At 70.9% G+C, this 23,239-nt stretch carries 28 protein-coding genes and 2 pseudogenes; 10 read left to right on the forward strand and 20 right to left on the reverse strand.

Translation table 11 applies throughout. From position 1 onward, the window contains the following. Nucleotides 1–487: 487 nt before the first annotated feature. From ABD207_RS24655 to ABD207_RS24675, 5 genes and pseudogenes are all read left to right on the forward strand, one after another. Nucleotides 488–766: pseudogene (locus ABD207_RS24655) on the forward strand (N-acyl homoserine lactonase family protein); the annotation flags it as partial. Between the two features lie 84 nt (nt 767–850). Further along, on the forward strand, nt 851–1,261 hold the full coding sequence (locus ABD207_RS24660) for a VOC family protein (RefSeq protein WP_344015299.1): 411 nt from the start codon (nt 851–853) through the stop codon (nt 1,259–1,261). An 87-nt stretch (nt 1,262–1,348) separates the two neighbouring features. After that, nucleotides 1,349–1,546 (forward strand): hypothetical protein, encoded by a 198-nt coding sequence (locus ABD207_RS24665; RefSeq protein WP_344015300.1) that lies wholly within the window; start codon nt 1,349–1,351, stop codon nt 1,544–1,546. A 5-nt stretch (nt 1,547–1,551) separates the two neighbouring features. Then, complete coding sequence (locus ABD207_RS24670; protein WP_344015302.1) at nt 1,552–2,208, forward strand: glyoxalase; 657 nt, start codon at nt 1,552–1,554, stop codon at nt 2,206–2,208. Next, the gene (locus ABD207_RS24675; protein ID WP_425580809.1) at nt 2,205–2,717 is read left to right on the forward strand and encodes a pyridoxamine 5'-phosphate oxidase family protein; all 513 of its coding nucleotides are present in this window, start codon (nt 2,205–2,207) and stop codon (nt 2,715–2,717) included. Before ABD207_RS24670 ends, ABD207_RS24675 begins: the two co-directional genes overlap by 4 nt. Nucleotides 2,718–2,780: 63 nt before the next feature. Here ABD207_RS24675 and ABD207_RS24680 read toward each other — a convergent pair whose 3' ends face one another. The 4 genes from ABD207_RS24680 to ABD207_RS24695 form a co-directional block, all read right to left on the reverse strand. Further along, on the reverse strand, nt 2,781–4,832 hold the full coding sequence (locus ABD207_RS24680) for a HelD family protein (protein ID WP_344015303.1): 2,052 nt from the start codon (nt 4,830–4,832) through the stop codon (nt 2,781–2,783). A gap of 41 nt (nt 4,833–4,873) precedes the next feature. Then, nucleotides 4,874–5,491 (reverse strand): TetR family transcriptional regulator, encoded by a 618-nt coding sequence (locus tag ABD207_RS24685; RefSeq protein ID WP_344015304.1) that lies wholly within the window; start codon nt 5,489–5,491, stop codon nt 4,874–4,876. Nucleotides 5,492–5,660: 169 nt separating this feature from the next. Further along, a complete protein-coding gene (locus ABD207_RS24690) occupies nt 5,661–7,844 on the reverse strand; it encodes a phosphotransferase (protein ID WP_425580810.1) in 2,184 nt (727 codons plus the stop codon). Between the two features lie 246 nt (nt 7,845–8,090). Then, nucleotides 8,091–8,963 (reverse strand): GntR family transcriptional regulator, encoded by an 873-nt coding sequence (locus ABD207_RS24695; protein WP_344015306.1) that lies wholly within the window; start codon nt 8,961–8,963, stop codon nt 8,091–8,093. Nucleotides 8,964–9,136: 173 nt separating this feature from the next. On the opposite strand from ABD207_RS24695, the gene ABD207_RS24700 reads away from it, so the two are divergent. Continuing rightward, nucleotides 9,137–9,319, forward strand: coding sequence for a hypothetical protein (locus ABD207_RS24700; protein WP_344015307.1), 183 nt, complete (start codon nt 9,137–9,139; stop codon nt 9,317–9,319). Between the two features lie 13 nt (nt 9,320–9,332). Here ABD207_RS24700 and ABD207_RS24705 read toward each other — a convergent pair whose 3' ends face one another. Next, nucleotides 9,333–10,052 carry an HAD family hydrolase gene (locus ABD207_RS24705; RefSeq protein ID WP_344015308.1) on the reverse strand — a complete coding sequence of 240 codons (720 nt, stop codon included), beginning with the start codon at nt 10,050–10,052 and terminating at the stop codon, nt 9,333–9,335. Nucleotides 10,053–10,081: 29 nt separating this feature from the next. Beyond that, a complete protein-coding gene (locus ABD207_RS24710; RefSeq protein WP_344015309.1) occupies nt 10,082–10,987 on the reverse strand; it encodes a winged helix-turn-helix domain-containing protein in 906 nt (301 codons plus the stop codon). Between the two features lie 196 nt (nt 10,988–11,183). Between ABD207_RS24710 and ABD207_RS24715 the strand changes: the two genes are divergently transcribed. Next, complete coding sequence (locus ABD207_RS24715) at nt 11,184–11,372, forward strand: hypothetical protein (RefSeq protein WP_344015310.1); 189 nt, start codon at nt 11,184–11,186, stop codon at nt 11,370–11,372. Nucleotides 11,373–11,409: 37 nt separating this feature from the next. On the opposite strand, the gene ABD207_RS24720 is transcribed toward ABD207_RS24715, so the two are convergent. Continuing rightward, nucleotides 11,410–12,327 carry a FadR/GntR family transcriptional regulator gene (locus ABD207_RS24720; RefSeq protein WP_344015311.1) on the reverse strand — a complete coding sequence of 306 codons (918 nt, stop codon included), beginning with the start codon at nt 12,325–12,327 and terminating at the stop codon, nt 11,410–11,412. Between the two features lie 174 nt (nt 12,328–12,501). Between ABD207_RS24720 and ABD207_RS24725 the strand changes: the two genes are divergently transcribed. Next, the gene (locus ABD207_RS24725) at nt 12,502–12,687 is read left to right on the forward strand and encodes a hypothetical protein (protein WP_167997459.1); all 186 of its coding nucleotides are present in this window, start codon (nt 12,502–12,504) and stop codon (nt 12,685–12,687) included. Nucleotides 12,688–12,917: 230 nt separating this feature from the next. Here ABD207_RS24725 and ABD207_RS24730 read toward each other — a convergent pair whose 3' ends face one another. From ABD207_RS24730 to ABD207_RS24740, 3 genes are all read right to left on the reverse strand, one after another. Further along, nucleotides 12,918–14,174: a GNAT family N-acetyltransferase gene (locus ABD207_RS24730; protein WP_344015312.1), complete on the reverse strand. Its 1,257-nt coding sequence runs from the start codon at nt 14,172–14,174 to the stop codon at nt 12,918–12,920. A gap of 140 nt (nt 14,175–14,314) precedes the next feature. Then, the gene (locus ABD207_RS24735; protein ID WP_344015313.1) at nt 14,315–15,325 is read right to left on the reverse strand and encodes an asparaginase; all 1,011 of its coding nucleotides are present in this window, start codon (nt 15,323–15,325) and stop codon (nt 14,315–14,317) included. 89 nt (nt 15,326–15,414) lie between these two features. After that, nucleotides 15,415–16,047 carry an RsiG family protein gene (locus ABD207_RS24740; RefSeq protein ID WP_167997462.1) on the reverse strand — a complete coding sequence of 211 codons (633 nt, stop codon included), beginning with the start codon at nt 16,045–16,047 and terminating at the stop codon, nt 15,415–15,417. Nucleotides 16,048–16,225: 178 nt separating this feature from the next. Between ABD207_RS24740 and dtd the strand changes: the two genes are divergently transcribed. Continuing rightward, nucleotides 16,226–16,651, forward strand: coding sequence for a D-aminoacyl-tRNA deacylase (dtd, locus tag ABD207_RS24745; RefSeq protein WP_344015314.1), 426 nt, complete (start codon nt 16,226–16,228; stop codon nt 16,649–16,651). 50 nt (nt 16,652–16,701) lie between these two features. On the opposite strand, the gene ygfZ is transcribed toward dtd, so the two are convergent. The 4 genes from ygfZ to ABD207_RS24765 form a co-directional block, all read right to left on the reverse strand. Then, nucleotides 16,702–17,667 (reverse strand): CAF17-like 4Fe-4S cluster assembly/insertion protein YgfZ, encoded by a 966-nt coding sequence (ygfZ, locus tag ABD207_RS24750; protein WP_344015315.1) that lies wholly within the window; start codon nt 17,665–17,667, stop codon nt 16,702–16,704. 10 nt (nt 17,668–17,677) lie between these two features. Beyond that, nucleotides 17,678–18,115: a Fur family transcriptional regulator gene (locus tag ABD207_RS24755; RefSeq protein WP_344015316.1), complete on the reverse strand. Its 438-nt coding sequence runs from the start codon at nt 18,113–18,115 to the stop codon at nt 17,678–17,680. Nucleotides 18,116–18,214: 99 nt separating this feature from the next. Beyond that, nucleotides 18,215–18,790, reverse strand: coding sequence for a heme-binding beta-barrel domain-containing protein (locus tag ABD207_RS24760; protein WP_344015317.1), 576 nt, complete (start codon nt 18,788–18,790; stop codon nt 18,215–18,217). 212 nt (nt 18,791–19,002) lie between these two features. Continuing rightward, entirely contained in the window at nt 19,003–19,173 is a 171-nt protein-coding gene (locus ABD207_RS24765) for a hypothetical protein (protein WP_344015318.1), read from the reverse strand. A gap of 296 nt (nt 19,174–19,469) precedes the next feature. Between ABD207_RS24765 and ABD207_RS24770 the strand changes: the two genes are divergently transcribed. Next, nucleotides 19,470–19,832: a DsrE family protein gene (locus tag ABD207_RS24770; protein ID WP_344015319.1), complete on the forward strand. Its 363-nt coding sequence runs from the start codon at nt 19,470–19,472 to the stop codon at nt 19,830–19,832. Between the two features lie 27 nt (nt 19,833–19,859). On the opposite strand, the gene ABD207_RS24775 is transcribed toward ABD207_RS24770, so the two are convergent. The 6 genes and pseudogenes from ABD207_RS24775 to ABD207_RS24795 form a co-directional block, all read right to left on the reverse strand. Beyond that, a complete protein-coding gene (locus tag ABD207_RS24775) occupies nt 19,860–20,132 on the reverse strand; it encodes a DUF3099 domain-containing protein (RefSeq protein WP_344015320.1) in 273 nt (90 codons plus the stop codon). A gap of 133 nt (nt 20,133–20,265) precedes the next feature. Further along, entirely contained in the window at nt 20,266–20,553 is a 288-nt protein-coding gene (locus ABD207_RS24780; protein WP_028421436.1) for a DUF1416 domain-containing protein, read from the reverse strand. 42 nt (nt 20,554–20,595) lie between these two features. Next, entirely contained in the window at nt 20,596–21,441 is an 846-nt protein-coding gene (locus ABD207_RS24785) for a sulfurtransferase (protein WP_344015321.1), read from the reverse strand. A gap of 119 nt (nt 21,442–21,560) precedes the next feature. Next, entirely contained in the window at nt 21,561–21,641 is an 81-nt protein-coding gene (locus ABD207_RS32185; RefSeq protein WP_350310325.1) for a putative leader peptide, read from the reverse strand. A 334-nt stretch (nt 21,642–21,975) separates the two neighbouring features. Then, on the reverse strand, nt 21,976–22,716 hold the full coding sequence (locus ABD207_RS24790; RefSeq protein WP_344015322.1) for an LmeA family phospholipid-binding protein: 741 nt from the start codon (nt 22,714–22,716) through the stop codon (nt 21,976–21,978). A gap of 311 nt (nt 22,717–23,027) precedes the next feature. After that, nucleotides 23,028–23,239: pseudogene (locus tag ABD207_RS24795) on the reverse strand (hypothetical protein); the annotation flags it as partial.

Genomic DNA, 23,239 nt, shown 5'->3' on the forward strand with positions numbered 1-23,239 from the left:
CGCACACCTCAACACTGATCGGCTACACCACCTGGCGGGACGCCATCCTACCGAGCCTGCGTGGAGATCTACGACGGCCGTGGGGGCAGCTGGTCCTGCACCGGCTGGCACTGACTCGCAAGGCGCATTGGCGCCCGCCCGCCCCAGGCGGCGCGGGCGCCAACCGCCATTTATGGACCACGTCCGCACTGCTACCAGCAAGGTCCGTTTCAGTGCAAAGGAGCGTGGCCGCCTTCTGATCAGCCCTTACCAGTTCCGCACGGACTTCGGAGATGGCGGCACCGATAGCGCGGGGCTCAGATGCGTTGGGCATCGCTGCCGCCCCGATCGCCGGGATCGTTCACTACGCGAGCGGAGATGCCCTTGTGGTGCCGAACGGCATTGGCCGCTCGGCGGTGCTGCCGCCTGCCGTCACGGCTGGGAGCGGCTCGAAGCGGCTGGGAGCCGCTGGAAGCCGCTGGGAGCGGCTGGGAGCGGCTGGGAGCGGCCGAAAGTCCGGGTCATCCCGACGCCCGGGCACACCCGGGGACACCAGTCCCTGGCCGTCCGGAAGAGCGACGGCACCGTCGTCCTCGCCGGCCAGGCGCACGACGCCGCATCCCACTTCGCCGCGGACCACCTGGTCCGCCACGCGTCACTCCACGGCGCCGAGCAGACCCTGCCGCACTACCCGAGCTGGCTGGACCGGCTCGCCGGCTTCGACCCCCGACGCGTTCTCTTCGCCCACGACTGCTCGGTCTGGGAACCCCCGGAGCCCGCCCGGTAGCCAGGCAGGTCAGTCATGGGTGGTTGGCCAAGTCGGTCAGGAATCGAGAAGCGGCGCCGGTGGGGGCTGCCTAGCCTGACCGACATGGACATCACGATTCACACCACCGTTCTCCCGCACGACGACCCGGAGGCCTCCCTCGCCTTCTACCGGGACGTTCTCGGCTTCGAGGTGCGCAGCGACGTCGGCAAGGACAAGATGCGCTGGATCGTCGTCGGCCCGCCCCAGCAGCCCGGCACGTCGATCCTGCTGGCCCCGCCGGACGCCGACCCCGGCATCACCGAGGACGAGCGCCGCACCATCCGCGAAATGATGGCCAAGGGCACCTACGGCTGGATCATGCTGGCCACGCCGGACCTCGACGAGACGTTCGAGAAGGTGCAGTCCCACGACGTGGAAGTGGTCCAGGAACCCATGGATCAGCCGTACGGCGTACGCGACTGCGCGTTCCGCGACCCCGCGGGCAACATGGTCCGCATCCAGGAAGTCCGCTGAGCCCCCGGTACATCGCACCCCTCGCCTGCCCCTGCCTGCGCCCGCGGGCGCGCGGCGGCGTCCCCCCGTCATCCGCAGGAGTCACGCATGTGCCAGCCCGAGTGGCGACGCGCCCGCACCGCGGCCCTCGCCGAGACCGGTCAGGACACCACCGACCAGGACACGACCCGCCAGGACACGACCTGCCAGGAAGCCCCCTGCCCGGCCCCGGCCACCGCCCCGACCGGCCCCGACCGGACCAGTCAGGAATCAAGAAGCTCCGCCCACCCGTCACCCCTAGCGTGAGAGCCATGACGACCATCGAATCCCTCACCCTCGAGGTGGCCGACACCGAGGCCGCCCACCGCTTCTACACCACCGCCTTCGGCCTGGACTCGCAGCTCCGGCTCCGCACCGCCCAGGCCCCCGCCTCCGGCTTCCGCGGTTTCACGCTGTCCCTCGTCGTCTCCCAGCCGGCCGACGTCAACGCCTTCTTCGACGCCGCGATCACCGCCGGGGCCACCGCGCTGAAGCCCGCCGCCAAGTCGCTGTGGGGCTACGGCGGCGTCGTGCAGGCCCCCGACGGGACGATCTGGCAGCTCGCGTCCTCGTCGAAGAAGGACACCGGCCCGGCGACGCGCACCTTCGACGAGCTGGTGCTGCTGCTCGGCGTCGAGGACGTCTCGGCGAGCAAGCGCTTCTACGTCGAGCGCGGGCTCAGCGTCGCCAAGGGCTTCGGCAGCAAGTACGTGGAGTTCGCCACCGGCTCCTCCCCGGTCAAGCTGGCCCTCTACAAACGCCGCGGGCTCGCCAAGGTCGCCGGCGTCTCCCCCGAGGGCAGCGGCTCCCACTGCCTCGCCGTGAACGGCGACCTCGGTTCCTTCACCGACCCGGACGGGTTCGTGTGGGAGGACTCCGCCACGGCGCCGACACTCACGCAGATGACGGAAGGGATCGGAACGAAGTGACCACAGCCGACGCGACGACGAAGCCCGCCGGCACAGCGAGCACGGATGCTTCGGCGCCCGCCGCCCCGCGCGACCGTGCGCAGCGCCAGCGGGACACCCGCGCCAAGCTGGAGAGCGAGGTCGACCTCTGGGTGGCGACCGCCGACCCCTCCGGTGGCGGCCCCCACCTGATCCCGCTCTCCTACCACTGGGACGGCAGCACCTTCCTCATCTCCACTCCGCGCACCTCGGTGACCAGCCGCAACCTCCTCGCCGACCACCGGGTCCGCCTCAGCCTCGGCCCCACCCGCGACGTCGTCATCGTCGACGCCACCGCCGAGCCGGTGGACCTCGGCGAACTGGGCTCCGAGGCCGCCGGCGCCTTCGCCGCCCGCACCGGCTTCGACCCGCGCACCCTCGACACCCTCTACCAGTACTTCCGCCTCCGCCCCCACCGCATCCAGGCCTGGCGCGAGGCCGACGAACTCCCCGGCCGCACCCTGATGCGCGACGGCAACTGGCTCGACTGACGGTCCGTCGTAACGGCGGCGGCAACGACGTCACAGCACCAAGGCGCTACGACAGCGGCGACGTCAGAAGGGCAATGGCCGCGCCGCCACCACCTCCAGCCGCGACACGGCCCGCGTCAGCACCACGTACAGCCGGTGCAGCCCCCGCTCCTCCGCCTCGGCGATCGCCGCGGGCTCCACGGCCACCACATGGTCGTACTCCAGCCCCTTGGCGGCGCTCGCCGGCACCAGGCTCACCGGCGCCCCCAGCTCCTCCGGGCCCGCGACCGGCACTCCGGCCCCAGCGAGCACCCCTCGGATCCCGGCCACGTCCGCGTCCGCCGCGATCACCCCGACCGAACCCTCGCGTCCCAGCGCCTCCCGCACCGCGGTCACCACCGCGTCCGGCAGCTCGCCGGGCGAGGCGACCTGCCGGATGCTCAGTTCCCCGTCCCCGCGCAGGGAACGGGGCACCGGCACGTCGACGTCCAGCCTCCGCAGCAGCCGGTTGGCGAGCGCGAGGACGGCGCGCGGCACCCGGAATCCGGTGGTCAGCGGGATCACGGCGGCGTCCGGCTTGCCCAGGTGGTGCAGCAGGGTGGGCCAGGAGCGCGCGGCCCAGGGGGTGGTGCCCTGCGCCAGGTCCCCCAGTACGGTCAGCGAGCCGAAGGCGGAGCGGCGGGCGACGGCCCGGCACTCCATGGGCGAGAGGTCCTGTGCCTCGTCGACGACGACGTGGCCGTATCCCGCGGGATGATCGAGGAGTCCTGCCACCTCGTCGAGCAGCACCAGGTCCGCCTCCGACCAGCGCGCCGAGCGCCACGACCGCGGCGGGCTCGCCCACAGCACCGCCTTCTGCTCCTCGCCGTCCAGCACTCCGTCCGCCGCACGGGCCAGCACCTCGGGATCGGTGAGCAGTCCGGCCACCACTTCCTCCGGCCGTACGCGTGGCCATACCGCATCCAGGCACGCCGTCACCGGCCGGGACCGCTCCATCCGCCGCACCCACGCCTGGCCGCGCGGGCCGCTGCGCTGTTCGGCACGCTCCCGCAGACCTCGCACGATCCGCGTCCGGACCCGCTCCCGGCCGGTGCCGTACGGCGGCTCCTCGGCGAGGGTGCCCGCCACGATCGCCGCGATCTCCTCCTCCGTGACGCGCCACCGGCAGGCCCCGTCGGGCACGGCGAGCGAACCGGCGGCGTCGGCCCGCACTCGCGCGTACAGCGCCCGGCGGAGCACCTCGGCCATCCGGACGTCGTGCTTGATCCCGGCGGCCCGGGGGTCGTCGGTCCCGGTCACCGGGTGGCGGCCGATCTCCTCGAGCAGTGTCGTCTGCCGCACCCCGCTCTCGCCGAGCGCCGGCAGAACCTCCGAGATGTACGACAGGAAGGCGCGGTTGGGGCCGAGGATCAGCAGTCCGCCGCGGCGGATGCGCTGCGGGTGGGTGTAGAGGAGGTAGGCGGCCCGGTGCAGTCCGACGGCGGTCTTGCCGGTGCCGGGGGCGCCCTGGACACAGACGGAGTCGGCGAGGGCGGCGCGCACTAGATCGTCCTGCTCGGGCTGGATGGTGGCCGCGATGTCCCGCATGGGGCCGGTACGGGGGCGTTCGATCTCGCGGATGACGAGGGCGCTGGCGGCCGGTGCCCGCCCTGCCTCCTCGCGCTGCAGATGCTCGTCCTCCAGACCGGTCAGGTCTGCGGAGTCGCCCCGGCTGCCCGGCGCCCAGCCGAACCGGCGGCGCACGGCGACGCCCTGCGGATCGCGGGCCGAGGCCTGGTAGTAGGCGCGGGAGACGGGGGCCCGCCAGTCCACGACGAGCGGTGGGGCGGCGGGGTGCTCGGTGATGCGCAGGCGCCCGATGTGGTAGCGCTGCCCGGGGTGGCGGGTGTCGTCCGGGGAGAAGTCCAGCCGCCCGAAGAACAACGGCCCTTCCGGCAGTTCCCGCAGCTCTTTCGCCTGCGTGCGCAGCCGGCGTCCCAGTACTTCGGCGTCCGCCCCGGAGGCGGAGACGTCCTCACCGGCGACGACCTGTTCGCCCGCGCCGCGCACCATGGCGTCGAGGACGGTGCGGCAGCGGTCGTGGTGCCGGCGTTCCTGGTCGAGGGCGTGCTGGAGGGCGGTCTCGGGTGACGTCATGCCACCGAGCGTAGACCAAAGACGTAACCGAGTTAATTTTATTACTGAGCCTCATCGAGCAGTCGGGAGACCGTCTCCTCCAGCATCCCGAAGGCCCGCTCCGCGGCCGCCACCGCGTCCGGCCGGACGTCCTCCGCCCGCTCGCCCGCCGCCATCCGCCGCCAGTTCTCCTCCGCGAGGATCCGGCGCACGGCAATGATCTGCCCGGCGGCGAGCCGGGCGTCCAGGCCGCCCCCGAGCGCCTCGGCCAGCGACGCCTCGGACCGCTCCAGATACGCGTGCAGCCGGGCGACCAGGGCGGGCGTCCCGTACAGCAGGCGGTGATACGCCAGCACCTCGGGCTGGTCGTTGAGCCCGGTCACCGGGTCGCACCGCTCCAGCCCGGCCAGGAAGTGCCGGCGCAGCGCCTCGACCGGCGCCGGCCCCTCCTTCACGACCCGCGCGGCCTCGTCCTGGTGATCGGCGATCCGGTGGAGGACCAGGTCCTCCTTGGCCGGGAAATACCGGAACAGCGTCGGCTTGGACACCTCGGCCGCGGCCGCCACCTCGGCGACGGACACCGCGTCGAAGCCCCGCTCCAGAAAGAGCCGGACGGCGGTGTCCGACAGCACCTGGTACATCCGCTGCCGCTTGCGTTCACGCAGTCCGGTCTCGCTCATGGGGTCGAGCGTACGAGGTGTACGAGGTCATGCCGCAGCGCTGCGCTGCCACGGAGGCATGGTGGCCAGGTTCCACAGGTCATCGAAGTGCCTGACCCAGGTGGCCACGGCCGGCTCGTCGGCGGCCGGATCGCCCGTCGCGCCCGGACCCGGTCATCTCATGTTTCTCTCACGCCAGAGCCCGTGCGAGATAGGGGTTCACCGTCGAGCGGACCGGGAGGCCGAGGAAGCCGGTGGCCACGGCCAGGGTCACGGCGTAGGAGTCCACCGCGCGCTGGACGTTCGGGGCGTCCATGCCTGCGCCCGTGACGATGCGGTCGAGGTCGACATAGGCGGAGCGGACGATCTCCAGTGAGCGGTAGAGCCGCCAGTCCTTGCACCAGTCGCGGGTGTACTCGGGGGGCAGCCGGCGCTCCCACCGGCGGAACATGCGGTCGCGGATCTCGGGCCGGGTGGGGGTGAGGTGCATGTGGCGGACGAGGTCGTACAGCGGGTCGCCGACCAGGGCCATCTCCCAGTCGATGATGGTCAGCGCCAGGGCGTCGTCGCGGCGGACCAAGTTCCACGGGTTGAGGTCGCCGTGCAGCAGCGACGGTTCGCGGTGACTGGCCCGATGGCGGGAGAGGATCTGGCGCAGGCGCGCGGCGTCCGGCAGCCCCAGGTGTCGTGCCAGCTGCTGGGACTTCCTGGGCAGGGCCGCCACCATGGTGACCAGCTGGTCCGTCAGCCACGAATAGAAGCCCCGCTCACCCGCGAGCGGATCGAGTTGCCGGTAGTCCACCTTGGTCAGGGCGCACAACTGGTCCACCAGTCCGTCCGCCTCGTGCGGCAGAAGGCCATGCACCGGATGGTTCGGCGGACGGTCGATGTCGGGGCCCACGTAGGTGTGGATGGCGAAGTGGTAGTTGGGGAAACTCACCCCGAGCGCAAGCACTCGGGGCGCCGCCACGGAGACCGGCGTCTCCTCGATGGCGCGCAGGACGGCGTGTTCGCTGAGGAAGCTCCACTCGCGGCGGCTCGCCTCCGGCAGTTTGCGCCGGATGACCACGGGGACCTCGAAGCCCGGCACCCGCAGCACGGTGTTGAGGTGCGCGGTCCCCTTGAACACGCGCCCCGCCGGGGCCGCGCCCTCCAGGGCGAGGGCGTCGCGCACATCGGTCTCGGAGAAGTCACCGGGCAGGGGCAGGCGGCGGTCCGGCTGCCAGGCGAGCGCCTTGGCTGCCAGGCTCCCGCCCTGACGGCGCCCCGAGCGCGATGCCAGCCAACGGAACAGAGCCTGCTCGATCTCCCTCTCGCCGGGCACGTTCCGCAACCGCAGGGGACCGGCCGCGGCCTCCAGCGCCCGGCTCACCTCGGCCGTCGCCTCTTCCATGCTCTTCTGGGTGTAAGACGTCTCCAGCGACCGCGCGGCTCTCATCACGTCCGGGAAGACCGACTGGGCACGCTCGAAGGCCAGGTAGTGCCGCAGATCCTTGCCGAGTCCGTTGACCGCGGCCGGGCGGACCCGCTGCATCGCCTCCGCCCACGCGTCGACCACCTCGGGACGCTGGTGGACCGGGTACTGCATCCGCACCAGATGGGTGGCGAGATCGTGCAGCGGATCGCCGTAGGTGGCCAGCTCCCAGTCGACGCAGATCAGCGGCGGCTCACCGGCGTAGGAGACGATCAGGTTGTCGCGGTGCAGATCGGCGTGGAGCAGGCTGTAAGGCCGTCTGGCCATCGCGGGGACACAGGCGGCGAACTCGGCCAGGGCGTTCTCAGGGATACCGAGGGCAGCGAACAGGCCACCGAAGGCGGTCCAATTGGGCTGCCTGATCTGCCGGTCGGCCAGGTGCGCCAGCGTGCGCAGAAACCCCTGACTGTCGGTGTCGTTGCTGGGCCACAGGGCCGGCAGCGGCGGCAGTGCGCCCCGCCGCACCTGCGTCATCTGGGCCAGCAGCCCGGCGAGCGCCTTGATGAGCAGCGTGTCGACCGGCTTGCCGTTCCCGCACACGCTCGACAACGGGACGCCTTCGACGTAGCTGTGGATCGCAAACGCGTCGTCCTTGACCAGGCACTCCGGTGCATGCGGCAGTACGCCTCTGATCGCCCGCAGGATCTCGGCCTCGTCCGACCAGGTCCTGATCACCACTTGGAGCGCCTCGGTGCGGGGCACCCGCACCGTCACCGAGGTGCCGGGCTCGCGACCGAGCAGTAAGGCCTCCCGAGGGGGCAGGGCCACGACATAGTTCCGGTTGTGGTGGCCGTTGCACGGCAGTCCGAGCTCAATGGCGTGCCGGACCAGAGCACGGTAGTCGGCGCCGGTTGCGGCGCGTTCCCCGACGACTGGTCGGGGAATAGGTGGTGCGCCCACGGGCCGCTCCGGGAGGTGCGAGAAGAGTCACTGTCGACGGTATGCAGGCTGGGCGGGACGCGCCTGTCGGCCTGGTCGCTTCGGGCATTGTTGTCACCCGTTCGCCTGAGCCTGCGCGAGCCCGTTCGAGTCCGGCTGGGTAAGCCTCTATACGAACAGAGGCGAGCAATCGCTCATCGGTGCGCAGATGCTACAGCACACAACTCACGTCTCATCAGGTACTGGGCGCCCCTTGCCCCGGGCGGCCTATCGAGTGAGCCGCTCCCAGACCGAGTCGAACCACAGACGCATGCTCTCGACGAAGACGGACCCCGGAGAATGCGCATCCTGGTCCTTCACATGATGGGTCAAGGTGGAACCCACTCCGATGACGTCGAGGGCCGTGACCACCTCGCCGCCCTCCAGCTGCATGGGCCGTTCCACCACCTCATACATGCCGTGCAGCGCCTCCTTGCCGTTCAGCAGGTACAGCTTGAAGGCCGGAGGCAGCGGGGCGTGGCGGATCCGCACGTCGACCGAGGGGACGAGCTTCTCCGTTCGCAGGTCGTTCAGGGCCGTCTGGAGCGAGGTGGTGTGAAGGTCGGTGATGGCGCGCAGGCGCTCGAGCGGCCGGGTGTCGGTGCGGTCGTCCTTGACGCGGGGGTACGGCAGTGGCAGCGAGGCGTCCGGCAGCAGCATCCTCAGGGTGATCTTCTGGGGGGAGATGGAGCCCCGCCGGATGCGCTGGGCCTGCAGCCCGATGTGGGCGCTCAACGACTCGGACGTCAACGTGTAGACATCCAGCGCGACTTCGGGCGCCTCGAAGGCCTCACTTATGAACAGGTCCAGCGTCAGGCCACGGCTCGGTCTGGTGGCCTTCGGAACCGTCGACTGGATGCGCTGGACTTTGATCACACGCGAGCCGCTGCCCCGCCTCGACTCGATCCATCCCTCGTCGCTCAGTTCTCTCAGCGCGCGCTGCACGGTGTCGCGGGAGACCCCGAGCTCCTCGGCAAGGTCCCGCTGGGACGGCAGGAAGCTCCGCAGGGGATACAGGCCGTCCGCTATCCGTCCGCGCAGTTCATCGGCGATAGCCCGGAAACCCTTGCCGGCGCCCTCGCCGGCCTGCTGCCCCTCCACGCCTGGTACCTACCGCTCGGACGCCGGCGGCAAACCGGGCATGCACCAACTGTCCGCGCACATTGGGAGGTTGGTTAAGGGATCAGCCGGACCGGGCAGACCGGTTTCACAACTATCAGTCCAATTGGACTGATAGTTGAGCGCCCCACCGGGACTGGACGGAGTTGGTGCACATGCTCCTGCTCAACGCGCTCGGCCGCATCGGCGGGTTATGCCTGAGCACGCTCGCGGAGACAAAGCTCGGCACACTCGGTGTGGCGCTCCTGCTTCTGATCGGCGCGGCGATACAGCTGCGGCGGAGCGGGCTCGCCGTCGGTGCCGCCGTGCTGTTCACGCTGCTGATGATCCAGGCGTAGCGAGCGCCGGCCGTCACTCCGGCTCCCGCACCAGCGCGAGGACCGCCTCGAGCGACCCCACCACGACCTCCGCCCCCGCCTCCCGCAGCAGCTTGTCCTTGCGTTCGTTGCGGGCGTAGCCGAGGAAGCTGACGCCGGCGGAGCGGGCGGCGTGGAGGTCGGAGGGGGTGTCGCCGATCATCAGGGCGGAGGCGGGGGCGGCGCCGAGCGCGTTGAGGGCGCGGTTGATGCAGTGCGGGTGGGGTTTGAGGTGGTGGAGTTCCTGGGTGCGGCCGTAGAGGTGGGGGGCGAAGCAGGCGAGGAGGCCGCGGCTCTCGAGGTAGGTGCGGCTGACGCGCGGGGAGTTGTTGGTGGTGATGGCCAGACGGACGCCCCGTGCGGCCCAGGTGCGGATGAGGGGGTCGGCCCAGGCCGTGGGCATCGCCGACTTGGCCGCCAGCAGCTCCTCCTTGGTGAGCCGCTCCTCCAGCTCGGCGACCAGGTCGCTGCCGGGGTGGCGCCGGTCGACGGCGCGGAGGACGACGTGCGGGTCCAGGGACTCGCGTTCTTTCTCGGTGAGCAGGCCGTGCAGCCCGTTGCCCTCCAGCCACTCGACGAGCTCTCTCGCCACTCGTTCCGCCGAGTGGCGCGCGAACAGGCGGCAGATCGGCCCGTCGAAGTCCCACAGCACGGTCCGCGCACGCGTGATCAGATCCCGCAGCGCGTTCGGCTCCCTCTCGGTCTCGGCCGTCACCGGATCAGTCTGCGTCGTCTCAGAAGTCACTAGGAGAGTGTCAGGTCCGACGTGATGGTTTCCCAGAGGGCATCGAACCACTTCTGGGATTCCTCCACGAACGCCGCGTCCCGGGGCCCGGCCTGCTTGACGAAGGAGAACAGCAGGGACTTGGAGCCGAGCACGTCGTACATGTCCAGGGTCCGGCTGCCCCACTCCTCCTCGCGGCGCACCAGCATGTAGTAGCCGAGCAGCGCCTCTTCCTGGTTGAGCAGGTAGAGCTTGCTGGGCGGGGTGAAGGGCAGGGCGCGGAAGCGGACCTGGACGTCGATGCCGTGGGTGGAGCGGAAGGCGCGCAGGTTGTGGTCCAGCACCTGGGCCTGGGCGTTGCGCATCTGCAGCCAGCGCTCGTGCACGGGGTCGGGTACGGAGGCGCCCGCGGCCTCGTCCCCGTCGGCGTCCTGCTCGGCCAGGACCGGGAAGGCGAGATTGATCTTGCGGGACGGCAGAAGTACCCGGAAATCGATCGACTCCGGTCGGATGCGGCCCTCGTGGATCAGGCGGAGAGGTTCGCCCAGGGCCAGCATCAGGGTCTCGGAGGTGTGGCAGACGACGTCGACCCGGACGTGCGGCGCGGAGAAGGCCTCGGTCAGCCTGGGCGCCAAGGCGACCATGGTGGGCCGGGGCTCCTCGCGGGCCGGCGGCGGTTCGGCGATCCGCGGCGGGCTGCCCTTGCTGACGTTGCTGAGCAGGCCGTCCTGCTGGAGGGCGCGCAGTGCCTGGCGCACGGTGCCGCGCTCCACGCCGAACTCCTCGGCGAGCTCGGCCTGGGTGGGCAGGCGGTCGCCGGCCCTCAGCTCGCCGGTGCGGATGCGTTCGCGCAGGATGTCGGCGATCTCCTGGGGCGAGAGCCTTCTGCTGCCGTTCACTGCGACGTTCTCCTGGGTCACGACCAAACGCTACAACTTCCATCCATCTATGGGGAGTTGTTTGCAAGTTGTTTATGAGTAGCAGCCAAGCGGGGACAACTTAAAGAAAGTTGGCGACCAACTTCACGGAGTTGGCGGAAGGCTTGCTTCCGAAAGCCGACAGACGCTTCCGAAGACCACCGAGGGTCTTCGAAGGCCTTCGAAGACTCCGAAGGAGGAACCCGTGCCCGTCCTCGCCCTCGTCTCCGCCGTCCTGGTCATCACCGTCGAACAGCTCGTCGCCTGGACGTACGGCGTCACCGGCATCATCGGTCTGCTGCTGCTCACCCTGGGCCTCAAGGCCAACAGCCCCGGCGTCAGCTCCACCGGAGCGGTCCTGCTCGCGCTGCTGCTGGCGAGGCCGGCCCTATGAGCCAGGAACGTCGCACGTCCCGGAGCTGTGGGAGACGTCAGTTCAGGAGCGCCAGCTCCGAACTGATCGTCTCCCACAGTGCGTTGAACCACAGGTGCGACTGCTCGACGAACGTCGTGTCGCGCAGCGAGGCGCCCTGCTCGAAGGCGAAGAGCAAGGACTGGATGCCCTCGGCGTCGTACATCTCCAGCCGTTCCTGGCCGATCTCCGCCTCCCGGCGGGAGAGGGTGTAGTACGCGAACAGCGCCTCGGCGCCATTGAGCAGGTACAGCTTCACCGGCGGGGTGAAGGGCAGGGCACGGAAGCTGACCCGGACATCGATGCCGTGGGTGGCGCGCAGCGCGAGGAGGTTGTGCTTCAGCACTTGGCCTTGGGCGTTGCGCTGGAGCAGCCAGCGCTGGTGCACGGTGTGGGTGTCGTCGCGGTGCCGGCCGTCCACCGGGACGGGAAAGGCGAGGTCGATGTTGCGGCTGGGCAGGAGGATCCGGACGTCGATCCTGGCCGGTTTCAGCCGCCCGGCGTGGATCTGGCGCAGCGGTTCGCCGAGGGCGAGGTTGAGGGAGATGGAGGTGAGGCAGACGGCGTCGACCTCCACCTGCTCGGCCGCGAAGGCGGCGGCGATGCGCGGGGCGAGGCCCACCATCGTGGGCACCGGCGAGGCGGCCGGGCCGGTCAGCGCGCCGCCCGGGTCGGCGACGACCTTCGCGGGCGCCCCCTTGGAGACCTGAGTGAGCAGGTGCTCGGAGTGCAGGATGCCCAGCGCACGGCGCACCACACCGCGTTCGACGCCGAACTCCTCGGCCAGCTGGGCCTGTGTGGGCATGCGCTCGCCGGCCCGCAGCACTCCGGACCTGATCCGGGCGCGCAGCTCCTCGGCCACCTCACGGTGTGTCCGCCGTGGCCGCTGTGGCCTCTTCCGTCCATTGACGGAGGCGTGTTCCGGCTCCACAACCAAACACTACAACTTCCCGCCATCTTTGGGCAGTTCAGTGAGAGGTGGTTATGAGTCGCTTCCAAGTGGAGATAACCATGAAAGAGTTGGTCACCAACTTCAGCAACATGGTCAAACTTTTCAGCGGTTGGCCATCAGGGTGACGGTTGGGGACCACCGAGTCCAAGGGGGACCGCCATGCCGCTTGTCGCCATCGTCCTCGCCGCCCTGGCCATCGGATTCGAGCAGTTCATCGAGTGGAAGTACGGCCCGATGGGCATCATCGCGTTCGTCGCCCTCGCGGTGGGCCTCAAGGCCCGCAACACCCTGATCAGCGGCATCGGCGCGGTCATCCTCGTGATGCTGCTCGCCCAGCCCGGCTGAAGGCATCAAGTCCCAACGAAGGCACCAGCCCTGCTGTGCTGAAGGGCACCCACAGACGTCTGGCCGGGCTCCCTTCCGGAGGGGAGCCGGGAGACCGGCCAGTCGGCACCACCGCACAACAACCACAACCACAACTGAACAGCTCGCTACGGATGAGCGCCCATTCGCAGTCGTCGGAAGGAGGTCCCGTCAGAAGCAGGCAGAACCCGTTCAGCGCGCGAGCCGCGCGCTCAGAACACGTCCGGGCACCACGGTCGCCTGGAGGTACGCAGCAGGGCGTCGGCCTGACGGGCGGCGCCCGCTCGTTCTTCCCGCACCCGCCCCGCGGCCGCCAGCCGCACCGCCGACTCGTCCCCGAGCCACAGCGCCGCCAACTCGCCGGTCTCCAGGCTGAGATCGGCGCTCGCATCGGTGGGCGTGCACGACCCCGCGCCGTCCTCGGACGCCTCCAGCCGGTACCGGCCCCCGGTCAGCCCGCCCCGGTCGGTCACCTCCAGCACCAGCGAGCCGGCCGCCTCGTAGGTGCGCGCCTCCAGGGCCCGTACGACGTCCAGGATCCGCACCCACAGCCAGTCCGCCTGGGTGGTGATGGCGGCGGCCCGCGCGTCCGGCAGGAAGAGGGGGAGCAGGTCGTCGGGGGCGCGGCCGCCGCTCTTCACCGTCACGACCCAGTCGATCGAGCAGAGATAGCGCCACAGCGCGCGCTCGGCGGCCGGGGTCACCGCGATCAGCCAGCGCACGCGCACCGTGTTCTGCGGCTGCTTGGCGTCGCCCCAGTGGTCCTCGATCTTGTAGGACACCATGCCCTCGACCTCGCCGGAGGCCGCGCGGTACACCGCGTAGAACGGCTCCGGCCAGGCGCCGTGGAACCGCAGCACACCGGTGTCCTGCTGCCACCACAGCTCGTCCCGGTCGACGACGCCGGGCCGGCTGCGGCGCAGCCGGTCGTGCAGCTCGGGACCCAGCTTGCGCACGTCCTCCGGGTCGAGGAAGTCGACCCGGCCGCCGTCCTCCGGACCCGCCCAGCGGGCGTCGAGCCCGGAGCGGGGCACATCGATCGTCCACTCGGTCGTGGTGGTGGCCGGGCCGAAGCCGTAGCGGCCGTAGATCGGGTACTCGGCGGAGATCAGGGTCGCCACTACGTCTCCGCGCTCCTTCGCCGCCGCCAGGTCCTGCTGCATCATGCGGCTGAGCAGGCCGCGGCGGCGGTGGGTGGCGGAGACGGTGACGCTGGAGACCGCGTCGGCGGGCACGGCCCGGCCGCCGACCGCGGTCAGCTCCTGCGCGAACGAACGGAACGTCGCCACGCACCGGCCGGAGTCGAAGGCGCCGACCAGCCGGCTGGCGGCGAACGCCTTGCGCCGCGCCTCGAGGACCTCCTCTGAGCTGTGCGGCTCCCGCAGGAAACCGGTGTTCAGGGCGCGGTTCCAGTCCGCGAACTCGGTCTCGTCGACGGGACGTACATCGATGTCTGCGCGGGACGTCATGGGCTCACGGTAGGTCGCACATCGGTGCGATGTCGCGCGGATTTACGGCGGCCCCCGCGACCGCGACGCCCCCTGGGGGGAGCCGGGGAGCCCGCCGAGCAGCCCGGGGACCGCGCCGGCCGGCGGGAAGATCACGCGGCTCAGAACACCGCCCGGATCTCCCCCACCTCACGCCCGCCGCCCAGCAGCGGCGCCCGGCCGATCCGGTCCAGCACAGGGGCGTCCACGCCCAGCAGCCGCAGCGCCCGGGCCAGCACCGGCCCCAGGGTCCGTACCGCCCCGTCCTCCACCTTGAACGCCAGCGCGCGGCCGTCCGGCAGGGCGGCCGCCTGGACCGCCTCGGCGCCCACCTTGGACAGGGCGCCCGGGATCTCCCGCATCAGCCAGGTGTCGGCGCGGCGGGTGCCGGCGACGTACTCGGGGTGGGCGCGCATCGCGTCGGCGACCCGGCGTTCCGGTGTGCCGGGTCCGGCGAGGACGAAGGAGCGGTAGGCGCGGGCGAGTCCGGCGAGGCTGATGGCCAGGAGCGGGGCGCCGCAGCCGTCGGTGCCGGTGGCGGCCACCTTCTCGCCCGCGGCCTCCTCCACACTGCTGTGGATGAGCCGCTGCAGCGGGTGGCCGGGGTCGAGGTAGCGGTCCAGCGGCCAGTCGCGCCGCACACAGGTGGCGAGCATCGCGGTGTGCTTGCCGGAGCAGTCCATGGCCACCCGGCTGCGGCTGCCGCCCGCCGCCAGGTAGGTCTCCCGCTCCTCGGCGTCCAGCGGCAGGTCCGGCGGGCAGCCCAATTGCTCCTCGGTCAGCCCGTGCTCGGCGAGCATCTTGCGGACCAGGTCGCGGTGGAAGCTCTCGCCCGAGTGGCTCGCCGCGGCCAGCGCCAGCCGCTCCCCCGACAGGTCGAGCCCCGCCCGGAGCATCCCGGCCGCCTGCATCGGCTTGTTGCAGGAGCGCGGGAACACCGGTGCCGTCACATCGCCGAGCGCCAGCCGCAGCGAACCGTCCGCGTCCAGCAGCACCAGGCTGCCCCGGTGCCGCCCCTCCACGAACCCCGAGCGGACCACCTCGGCGAGCACCGGCGGTGCGGCGGCGGCGCCGGATATCGGCGGCTGGGAGCCGGCGGATGCGGGGGAGGTGGACGGGGAGGATGCGGACATCGGCGGTGGCCTCCGGAAGGACGAACGGACGGAGCCCGCCCGTCGCGGGGAGCCCGGGATCGCCGGGCCGGCTCCCGCCTCGGACGAGCTCAGACGAGCAGGTCGTCGACTTGCGCTTCTCCCTCACGGTACCTGCGGGCGATCTCCGCGCTGCAGTCGTCGGCGGTGCGCTGCAGCCGCTGCCGGCGCCGCGACACCTGCTGCTCGTACCGCACCAGCCGGCCCATCGCCGCGTGCAGCTCCCCGTCGGTTCGGGCGCTCAGGTCGGACAGCTCGACCTCGCCGAGCATGTCGGCGGCCAGCCGCCGGTACTCCTCGCTCTGCGGGGTGCCGAGCGTGACATGGCGGGCGGAGGAGCGCTGCCGGGCCGGGGTGTCCCGCAGGATCTCCGGCAGCCGCTCGACCACGGACGCCTCGGCCGGAGCGGCCACCGACGCCGAGCCCACCGGCGCCCGCCGGGTCAGCTCCGCGCGGAGGATGTCGATACGGCCCTGCAGCAGCCGCCGTACGTAGCTCAGGTCCGCCTCGTCGCGCTGGGCGTCCCGGCGCAGCGTGCGCAGCTCGCTCAGGCTGAGCACGCTCAGGTCGTGCTCGGGCGGCTCCTGCGGCAGCTCGGGGCTGTCCGTGCGCTGGGTGGGCGGGCGGTGGAACTCCCGTTCGCCCGCGCTCCCCTGGGTCAACGAGACAGCCCCAGGCGGCTGCCCGGTCCCTGGTGTGCTCATGTGCCTCTACCGTCCCCTCGACCGGCGTGTGCCAAGCATCGTGCCACCCCAAGTGGTCGCTATGTGACCGAGTGGTCCCGATCAACCCCAGATGGGGGTTAAGGAGTAAAAATAGCCCGACCGGGGCGGTGCCCCGACCCCGCTCGGGAGCCTGTTCGCCGAACGGCATGATGGTCGTATGCGAGCAGTGGTGCAGAGGGTGGACGGCGCGAGCGTCGTCGTGGACGGCGAGACGGTCGGGGCGATCGAGGGCGAGGGCCTGTGTGTCCTCGTCGGCGTGACCCACGAGGACACCAAGGAGAAGGCGGCGCAGCTCGCCCGCAAGCTCTGGACGATCCGGATGCTGAAGGACGAGCGGTCGTGCAGCGACGTCGACGCCCCGCTGCTGGTCATCAGCCAGTTCACTCTTTACGGCGACGCCCGCAAGGGGCGCCGTCCCACCTGGAACGCCGCCGCCCCCGGCGATGTGGCCGAGCCGCTGGTCGACGAGGTGGTGGCCCGGCTGCGCTCCCTGGGCGCGACGGTGGCCACGGGCCGCTTCGGCGCGCAGATGCGGGTGTCCCTGACCAACGACGGCCCGTTCACCGTGCTGCTGGAGATCTAGCCAGACCCCCTCAGGGTCCGGAAGGCGGGCACCAGGGCCTGTCGCGTGCCTTAGGGCTCGACGACCGTCTCCTGCGCCGCGGCCGTCTCCCCGGCGAGCAGCCGGGCGTCCACCGGGACGTTCCGCTTGACCAGGGCGAGGGCGACCGGGCCCAGCTCGTGGTGGCGTACGGACGTGGTGACGAAGCCGATCTTGCGGCCGTCGGGGCCGTCGTCGGCGAGCCGGATCTCGGTGCCCGGCGCCGGCAGGTGGACCTCGCTGCCGTCCAGGTGCAGGAAGACCAGCCGGCGCGGCGGCTTGCCCAGGTTCTGCACCCGGGCGACGGTCTCCTGCCCGCGGTAGCAGCCCTTCTGCAGATGCACCGCGGTGCCGATCCAGCCCAGCTCGTGCGGGATCGTGCGGTGGTCGGTCTCGAAGCCGAGCCGCGGGCGGTGCGCCTCGACCCGCAGCGCCTCGTGGGCGAGGATCCCGGCGGGCGGCCCGGCCTGCCGGGCGAAGGACTCCAGGTCCTCACGGGGCAGGAACAGATCACGCCCGTACGGGGTCTCCCGTACGACCACGCCCTCGGGCGCCTCGGTGATCGAGCCGGCCGGCAGATGGACCACCGCGATGTCGTCGGTGCGGTCGGCGATCTCGACCCGGTAGAAGAACTTCATCGACTCCAGGTACGCGATCAGCGCGTCCTGGGTGCCGGGCTCCACATGCGCCCACACCGTCTCCCCGTCGTCGACCAGATACAGGGCGTGCTCGATGTGGCCGTGCGCGGACAGGATCAGCGCCTCGGTGGCCTGGTGGGGAGGGAGTTCGCTGACATGCTGGGTGAGCAGCAGGTGCAGCCAGCCGAGCCGCTCCGGACCGGAGACGGTGACGACCCCGCGGTGGGACAGATCGACGAAGCCGGTGCCGTCGGCGAGGGCACGCTGCTCACGGAACAGGTCGCCGTAGTGGGCGGCCACGCCTTCGTCCACGCCCTCGGCGGGGACGGCGCCGGGCAGGGTCAGCAGGGGGCTCTTCATATCCGTAAGCCTACGACTCGGTATTTGAATGCTTGAGCGAGCAGTCCTTGCAGCGGCCGAAGATCGCGAAGTGCTTCATGTCCGTGTCGAAGCCGAACTCCTGCCGGAGCTTGGCGGTGAACTCGTCGGCCACCGACAGGTCCGCCTCGATCACGCTGGTGCAGTCCCGGCAGACCAGGTGGATGTGGTGGTGGCGGTCGGCCAGGTGGTAGGTCGGCGCACCGTGCCCCAGGTGCGCATGACTGACCAGCCCCAGCTCCTCCAGGAGCTCCAGGGTCCGGTAGACGGTGGAAATGTTGACCCCCGACGCCGTCTTTCTCACTTCCGCGAGGATGTCGTCGGGGGTCGCGTGCTCCAGGGTGTCCACTGCTTCGAGGACAAGCTGGCGCTGCGGCGTCAGCCGGTAGCCGCGCTGCCTGAGGTCGCTCTTCCAGTCGGTGCTCACCACACCGGAAAGTCTAGGCGTTGCGGCGGCGGAACCCACGGGGCCGGAACCACCCGGAACGGGACCGGACCGGTGCCGGAACCACTCGAAGCGATGCCGGGACTACTTGAAGAAGGCGATCCCGTCGTCCGGCAGGTCGTCGGGCAGGGCCTTGGCCCAGCGCTCGACCTCCTCCGGGGTGACGGCCTTCTTCAGGTGCGCCGACATGTAGGGGCGCAGCGAGACCTCGGGGGTCTGCTTCTCGCCGACCCACATCAGGTCGCTCTTGACGTAGCCGTACAGCCGCTTGCCGCCGCTGTAGGGGCGGGAGCCGGCGGTGCGCGCCACCGCGTCGGTGACCAGGTCGATCTGCGGCTTCTTGTCGGCGAGCTCGCCGTACCAGATCTCGATGACGCCGTCGTCGCGGGTCATCGTCACCTCGACCTTGCGGTCGGAGTCGATCCGCCAGAAGCCGTGCTCCGACTCCAGCGGCCTGACCTTGTTGCCCTCGCTGTCGAGCACCCAGGTGTGCGAGCGGTACTCCAGGAAGTCCCGGCCGTCGTGGGTGAAGGCGACCTCCTGCCCGAAATTGCACTTCTCGGAGCCGGGGAAGTCGTGCACGCCCGCGCCGACCCAGTGGCCCAGCAGGAAGGCGAGCGGCACGAGGTCCTTGTGCAGGTCGGACGGGATCTCGATCATGAGCAGTAGTTCCTAGCGTCGTTTCAGCGCTGGCCCTGGTACAGCTTCTTCACGGTCAGCCCGGCGAAGGCGAGCACGCCGACGGCAACCAGGACCAACAGAAGTTCGAAGAAGAGTTCCACGGGGTGCTCCTTGAGCGGGGGTGCGGAAGATGTGCACAGGGCCGGACCCCAGCTTACGCGCCCGGGATCCGGCCCTCGGTGTGAGGTCGGTCAGCTCAGCAGCTGCGCCTGCAGGGTCACCGTCTGCCAGAACGGCACGGCCTCGGTGCCGCCCCAGGACGCGGGTCCCGTGGCCCGCTTCAGCTCCGGCTGGGACAGCGACGGCAGCGGGGTCGGCTCACGATCGGCCTGGATCAGATAGCCCGTGCAGGTGCCGGCCACCAGCCCGAGCAGCGCTCCGGCCGTGATCAGCGCGACGGTCCGGCCCCGGCTGCGCCCGGCGCCGCCGGACCGGCACTCACCGGCGGACCGTTCGGGCTCCGCTCCCCCGGGCTGCCCCGGCCGCCTCGGCGGCGTCCGGCGCGTCGCTGGGTCTCGCCGCGGCCGGGGCGCACGGCGTCTCTTCGGGTTGTTCCAAGACGTCCCCTCACAGAAGGCGGAACGCGCGGTGTCTGCGCGCGCAGAGGTGACTTCCGGACGGGGACGCTGGTTGCAGGCGACGTGATTACGATTCAGGCATGGCGAAGAAGCTCGTGATCAAGGTGACCGCCGGGGCCGACGCCCCCGAACGGTGCTCGCAGGCGTTCACGGTGGCGGCGGTGGCCGCGGCCAGTGGAGTGGACGTCTCGCTGTGGCTCACCGGGGAGTCCGCGTGGTTCGCCCTGCCGGGCCGGGCCGCCGAGTTCGAGCTGCCGCACGCCGCCCCGCTGCCGGAGCTGCTGGAGTCCGTGCTGGCGGCCGGGCGGGTCACCCTGTGCACGCAGTGCGCCGCCCGCCGGGAGATCACGGAGAAGGACGTCATCGAGGGCGTGCGGATCGCGGGCGCCCAGGTCTTCGTGCAGGAGGCCATGGGGGAGGACACCCAGGCGCTCGTCTACTGACGCTCGTGCACAGGAGGGCCGCCCTGGTCACGGAGGCGGGCCGCCGGGGCGCTTCTTGCCGTCCAGTTCGTCCCACCACTCGTCGGACTGCGGATCGCCGGAGGGGTCGTCCCACCAGCGGTCGTCCGGGCCGCGCCGGTTGGCGATCATCGCGGCGAGCGGCGGGATGAGCATGGCCACCACGCACATGCCGACGGCCACGGGCACGGACCACAGCCGCACGACGCCCCAGGCCAGGACGAACAGCGCGATGCACGTGCCCATCATGGCGAAGTAGATGCGGCGCCGGCGCGCGTACATACGACCAGCGTATGCCCGTCACCTGCGTGAAGCCGCGGGTGCGCACGCGGAAGGGCCGCACCCCAGGTGGCGTCCAACCCACGGGGTGCGGCCCTTGGGCCGTCACCAGCCCTGACCAGGGGCTGCGTCTGTGTCAGACCGCGATCGCGACCTCGGCCAGCCCGCCCTTCTGGGCGACGACCGTGCGGTCGGCGGTGGCACCGGGCACCAGCGCGCGGACGGTCCACGTGCCCTCGGCCGCGTAGAAGCGGAACTGTCCGGTCGCGGACGTCGGGACCTCCGCGGTGAACTCGCCGGTCGAGTCCAGCAGACGGACGTAGCCCGTCACCGGCTCGCCGTCGCGGGTCACCTGACCCTGGATGGTGGTCTCACCCGGCTTGATCGTCGAGGCGTCCGGGCCGCCGGCCTTCGCACCGCACATGTCTTTCTCCTGAAGGGTTCTGAAAAGGTCGGTCGGGTTGGATCACTTGCCGGAGCCGAGCTCGATCGGCACGCCGATGAGGGAGCCGTACTCGGTCCAGGAGCCGTCGTAGTTCTTGACGTTCTCGACACCGAGCAGCTCGTGCAGCACGAACCAGCTCAGCGCGGAACGCTCACCGATGCGGCAGTAGGCGATGGTGTCCTTGGAGAGGTCGACGCCCTCCTCCTCGTAGAGCTTCTTCAGCTCCTCGTCCGACTTGAAGGTGCCGTCGTCGTTGGCGTTCTTGGACCACGGGATGTTCTTCGCGCTCGGCACGTGGCCCGGACGCTGCGACTGCTCCTGCGGCAGGTGGGCCGGGGCGAGCAGCTTGCCGGAGAACTCGTCGGGCGAGCGCACGTCGACCAGGTTCTGCGAGCCGATCGCGGCGACGACCTCGTCCCGGAAGGCGCGGATCGAGGTGTCCTGCGGCTTGGCCTTGTACTCGGTCTTCGGCCGCTCCGGCACCTCGTCGCCGGGCACCAGCTCACGGGCGTCCAGCTCCCACTTCTTGCGGCCGCCGTCGAGGAGCTTGACGTTCTCGTGGCCGTACAGCTTGAAGTACCAGTAGGCGTACGCCGCGAACCAGTTGTTGTTGCCGCCGTAGAGGATCACCGTGTGGTCGTTGGCGATGCCCTTCTCCGACAGCAGCTTCTCGAAGCCGGCCTGGTCGATGAAGTCGCGGCGGACCGGGTCCTGCAGGTCCTTGGTCCAGTCGATCCGGATGGCGTTCCGGATGTGGTTCTTCTCGTAGGCGGTGGTGTCCTCGTCCACCTCGACGATGGCGATGGTCGGGTCGTCCAGGTGTTCCTGCAGCCAATCGGCGTCGACCAGGACGTCGCTGCGGCTCATGCTCTCTCCTCCGGGGCAGTTGCGGCGGGGCGTGCGTGCGAAAAGGCGTGCACGGCCGTACGGGACCGGCACACGGGTGCCCTCATCCGGGCAGGGGGAATGCGAACGTCGGCGTCCGCTCAGAAGGTGCGACAGAGCATGGCGGCGACACGGCACAGGTCTACTGCCCGCCGCTTCGTGAGATCCGCCTGTCGCTTCATGGCCCCGATCGTAGGGAGCGTGAGGCGGGCGTGTCACCGGTGTGTCGTATGTTGAGATGCGATCGTCCGGATTGCGGGACGTGAAGCTCCCCGGGCCCGGCGTTCCGGGCCCGCGCCGCGCGTGTAGGGGCGTCACATCTGCTCAGCGGACGCCGTCGTCTCATTTCCCGGACGCCGCACGTCAGCCGGGACGCTTTCGGTCGCTTCCGCCCGGAGACTTTCGGCCGCTTCCACCCCGGAGACTTCGGCTGCTTCCGCCCCGGAGACTTCGGCTGCTTCCGCCCCGGAGACTTCGGCTGCTTCCGCCCCGGGAAAGCATGCGTCGCGGCGGGACCTACCCAACCAGCCGGACCTCGGAACCCTTCACCGTGATGTGCACGCCGTCCTGGCCCGCCTCGACCTTGTCGAGCTTGATGCCGCCGGGCAGGCCGTCGATCTTCTGCTGGAAGTCGGTGATCTTCCGCACCCGCGACTCGGGCAGCGAGACCGAGCCGAACTTCGGCAGCGCGTCCGCCTTCACGCGCACCGTGTCGCCGTCCACCACCTTCACCGAGCTGAGCACGAACACCGGCTCGGGCAGCTTGGCGCCGAGCACGGTGGCCTCCACCCGTACCTTGATCTTTCCGTTGCCGCCGTCGGAGAGGCCGACGACGTTCGCGGTGACGCCCGGTGCGACCTGGGTGGGCTCGGACTTGGCGGTCTTCAGCAGCTCGTCGTAGGAGATCGTGGCGCTGCCGGTGGCGCTCTGAGCGGTGGCGGAGCTGTAGTCGCCGGAGAACTCCACGCCCTTCATGTCGGCGCGCAGATCGGCGATACGGATCCTCTGGGCGCCGTCACCGGTGCCGGCCTCGTAGTCCTGGATGCCGACCTCGACCTCGTCGAGGCTGCCGCTCGCCACCTGGGTGAGGAAGGGGAAGCCCTTGATGGACACGTCGGGCGTGGACGCGAGATTCTCGCTGGTCCTCAGCCGGTCGGCGGCCTCGCCCTCGGCGAAGTTGACCGCGACCCGGTCGACGATCACGAAGAGACCGCCCAGGATCACAACGACGACGAGCAGTATTCGCAGTGCGCGCATGCGGTGCTTCCCCCACCAGGCTGACCCCGACGACCGGCCGGCCGCCCAGCGTGAGGGTAACTCCGCGCGGAAGGGGCGCCGCGAAATTGTCGATCATCTGTGACAACGGACGCGCCTCACGAGGCTCGCGGAGCATCTCCCGTTCGGGGGGCGCGAGGGTCGCGGGCACGCCCGTGTCGCCTGCCGGGGGGAGTCGCGAGGGCCGCGGACCCGTCCGTCCTCTCCGCTCGCGTCCGCCGCGTCCGCTCGGGTCCGCTCGCGTCCGCTCGGGTCCGCTCGGGTCCGCTCGGGTCCGCCGCGCCGTTCGCGGCTCAGCCGGCGAGCCGCCCCAGCAGGTACACCGCCGGGGCCGCGGCCGCCAGCGGCAGGGCCACACCCGCGGTGAAGTGCACGAAGCGGGAGGGGTAGTCGTAGCTCGCCACCCGGTGGCCGACCAGCGCGCAGACCGCCGCGCCCGCGCCCAGCAGCGCGCCCGGCGCCCCGCCCAGGTCCGTCACCGCACCGGCCAGCGCCCCCGCGCCCG

The sequence above is a fragment of the Streptomyces thermospinosisporus genome, assembly GCF_039526425.1.
GTDB lineage: Bacteria > Actinomycetota > Actinomycetes > Streptomycetales > Streptomycetaceae > Streptomyces > Streptomyces thermocarboxydovorans.

What these genes read in the sequence shown, in the direction of transcription:
- ygfZ (WP_344015315.1), bottom strand. Translation starts at nt 17,667, where the DNA reads ATGAAGAGCCCCCTGCTGACCCTGCCCGGCGCCGTCCCCGCCGAGGGC.
- ABD207_RS24670 (WP_344015302.1), top strand. Translation starts at nt 1,552, where the DNA reads ATGACGACCATCGAATCCCTCACCCTCGAGGTGGCCGACACCGAGGCC.
- ABD207_RS24680 (WP_344015303.1), bottom strand. Translation starts at nt 4,832, where the DNA reads ATGACGTCACCCGAGACCGCCCTCCAGCACGCCCTCGACCAGGAACGC.
- ABD207_RS24700 (WP_344015307.1), top strand. Translation starts at nt 9,137, where the DNA reads ATGCTCCTGCTCAACGCGCTCGGCCGCATCGGCGGGTTATGCCTGAGC.
- ABD207_RS24665 (WP_344015300.1), top strand. Translation starts at nt 1,349, where the DNA reads ATGTGCCAGCCCGAGTGGCGACGCGCCCGCACCGCGGCCCTCGCCGAG.
- ABD207_RS24740 (WP_167997462.1), bottom strand. Translation starts at nt 16,047, where the DNA reads ATGAGCACACCAGGGACCGGGCAGCCGCCTGGGGCTGTCTCGTTGACC.
- ABD207_RS24685 (WP_344015304.1), bottom strand. Translation starts at nt 5,491, where the DNA reads ATGAGCGAGACCGGACTGCGTGAACGCAAGCGGCAGCGGATGTACCAG.
- ABD207_RS24775 (WP_344015320.1), bottom strand. Translation starts at nt 20,132, where the DNA reads ATGTACGCGCGCCGGCGCCGCATCTACTTCGCCATGATGGGCACGTGC.
- ABD207_RS24790 (WP_344015322.1), bottom strand. Translation starts at nt 22,716, where the DNA reads ATGCGCGCACTGCGAATACTGCTCGTCGTCGTTGTGATCCTGGGCGGT.
- ABD207_RS24770 (WP_344015319.1), top strand. Translation starts at nt 19,470, where the DNA reads ATGGCGAAGAAGCTCGTGATCAAGGTGACCGCCGGGGCCGACGCCCCC.
- ABD207_RS24730 (WP_344015312.1), bottom strand. Translation starts at nt 14,174, where the DNA reads ATGACGTCCCGCGCAGACATCGATGTACGTCCCGTCGACGAGACCGAG.
- ABD207_RS24660 (WP_344015299.1), top strand. Translation starts at nt 851, where the DNA reads ATGGACATCACGATTCACACCACCGTTCTCCCGCACGACGACCCGGAG.
- ABD207_RS24725 (WP_167997459.1), top strand. Translation starts at nt 12,502, where the DNA reads ATGCCGCTTGTCGCCATCGTCCTCGCCGCCCTGGCCATCGGATTCGAG.
- ABD207_RS24760 (WP_344015317.1), bottom strand. Translation starts at nt 18,790, where the DNA reads ATGATCGAGATCCCGTCCGACCTGCACAAGGACCTCGTGCCGCTCGCC.
- ABD207_RS24780 (WP_028421436.1), bottom strand. Translation starts at nt 20,553, where the DNA reads ATGTGCGGTGCGAAGGCCGGCGGCCCGGACGCCTCGACGATCAAGCCG.
- ABD207_RS24735 (WP_344015313.1), bottom strand. Translation starts at nt 15,325, where the DNA reads ATGTCCGCATCCTCCCCGTCCACCTCCCCCGCATCCGCCGGCTCCCAG.
- ABD207_RS32185 (WP_350310325.1), bottom strand. Translation starts at nt 21,641, where the DNA reads ATGAAGCGACAGGCGGATCTCACGAAGCGGCGGGCAGTAGACCTGTGC.
- ABD207_RS24785 (WP_344015321.1), bottom strand. Translation starts at nt 21,441, where the DNA reads ATGAGCCGCAGCGACGTCCTGGTCGACGCCGATTGGCTGCAGGAACAC.
- dtd (WP_344015314.1), top strand. Translation starts at nt 16,226, where the DNA reads ATGCGAGCAGTGGTGCAGAGGGTGGACGGCGCGAGCGTCGTCGTGGAC.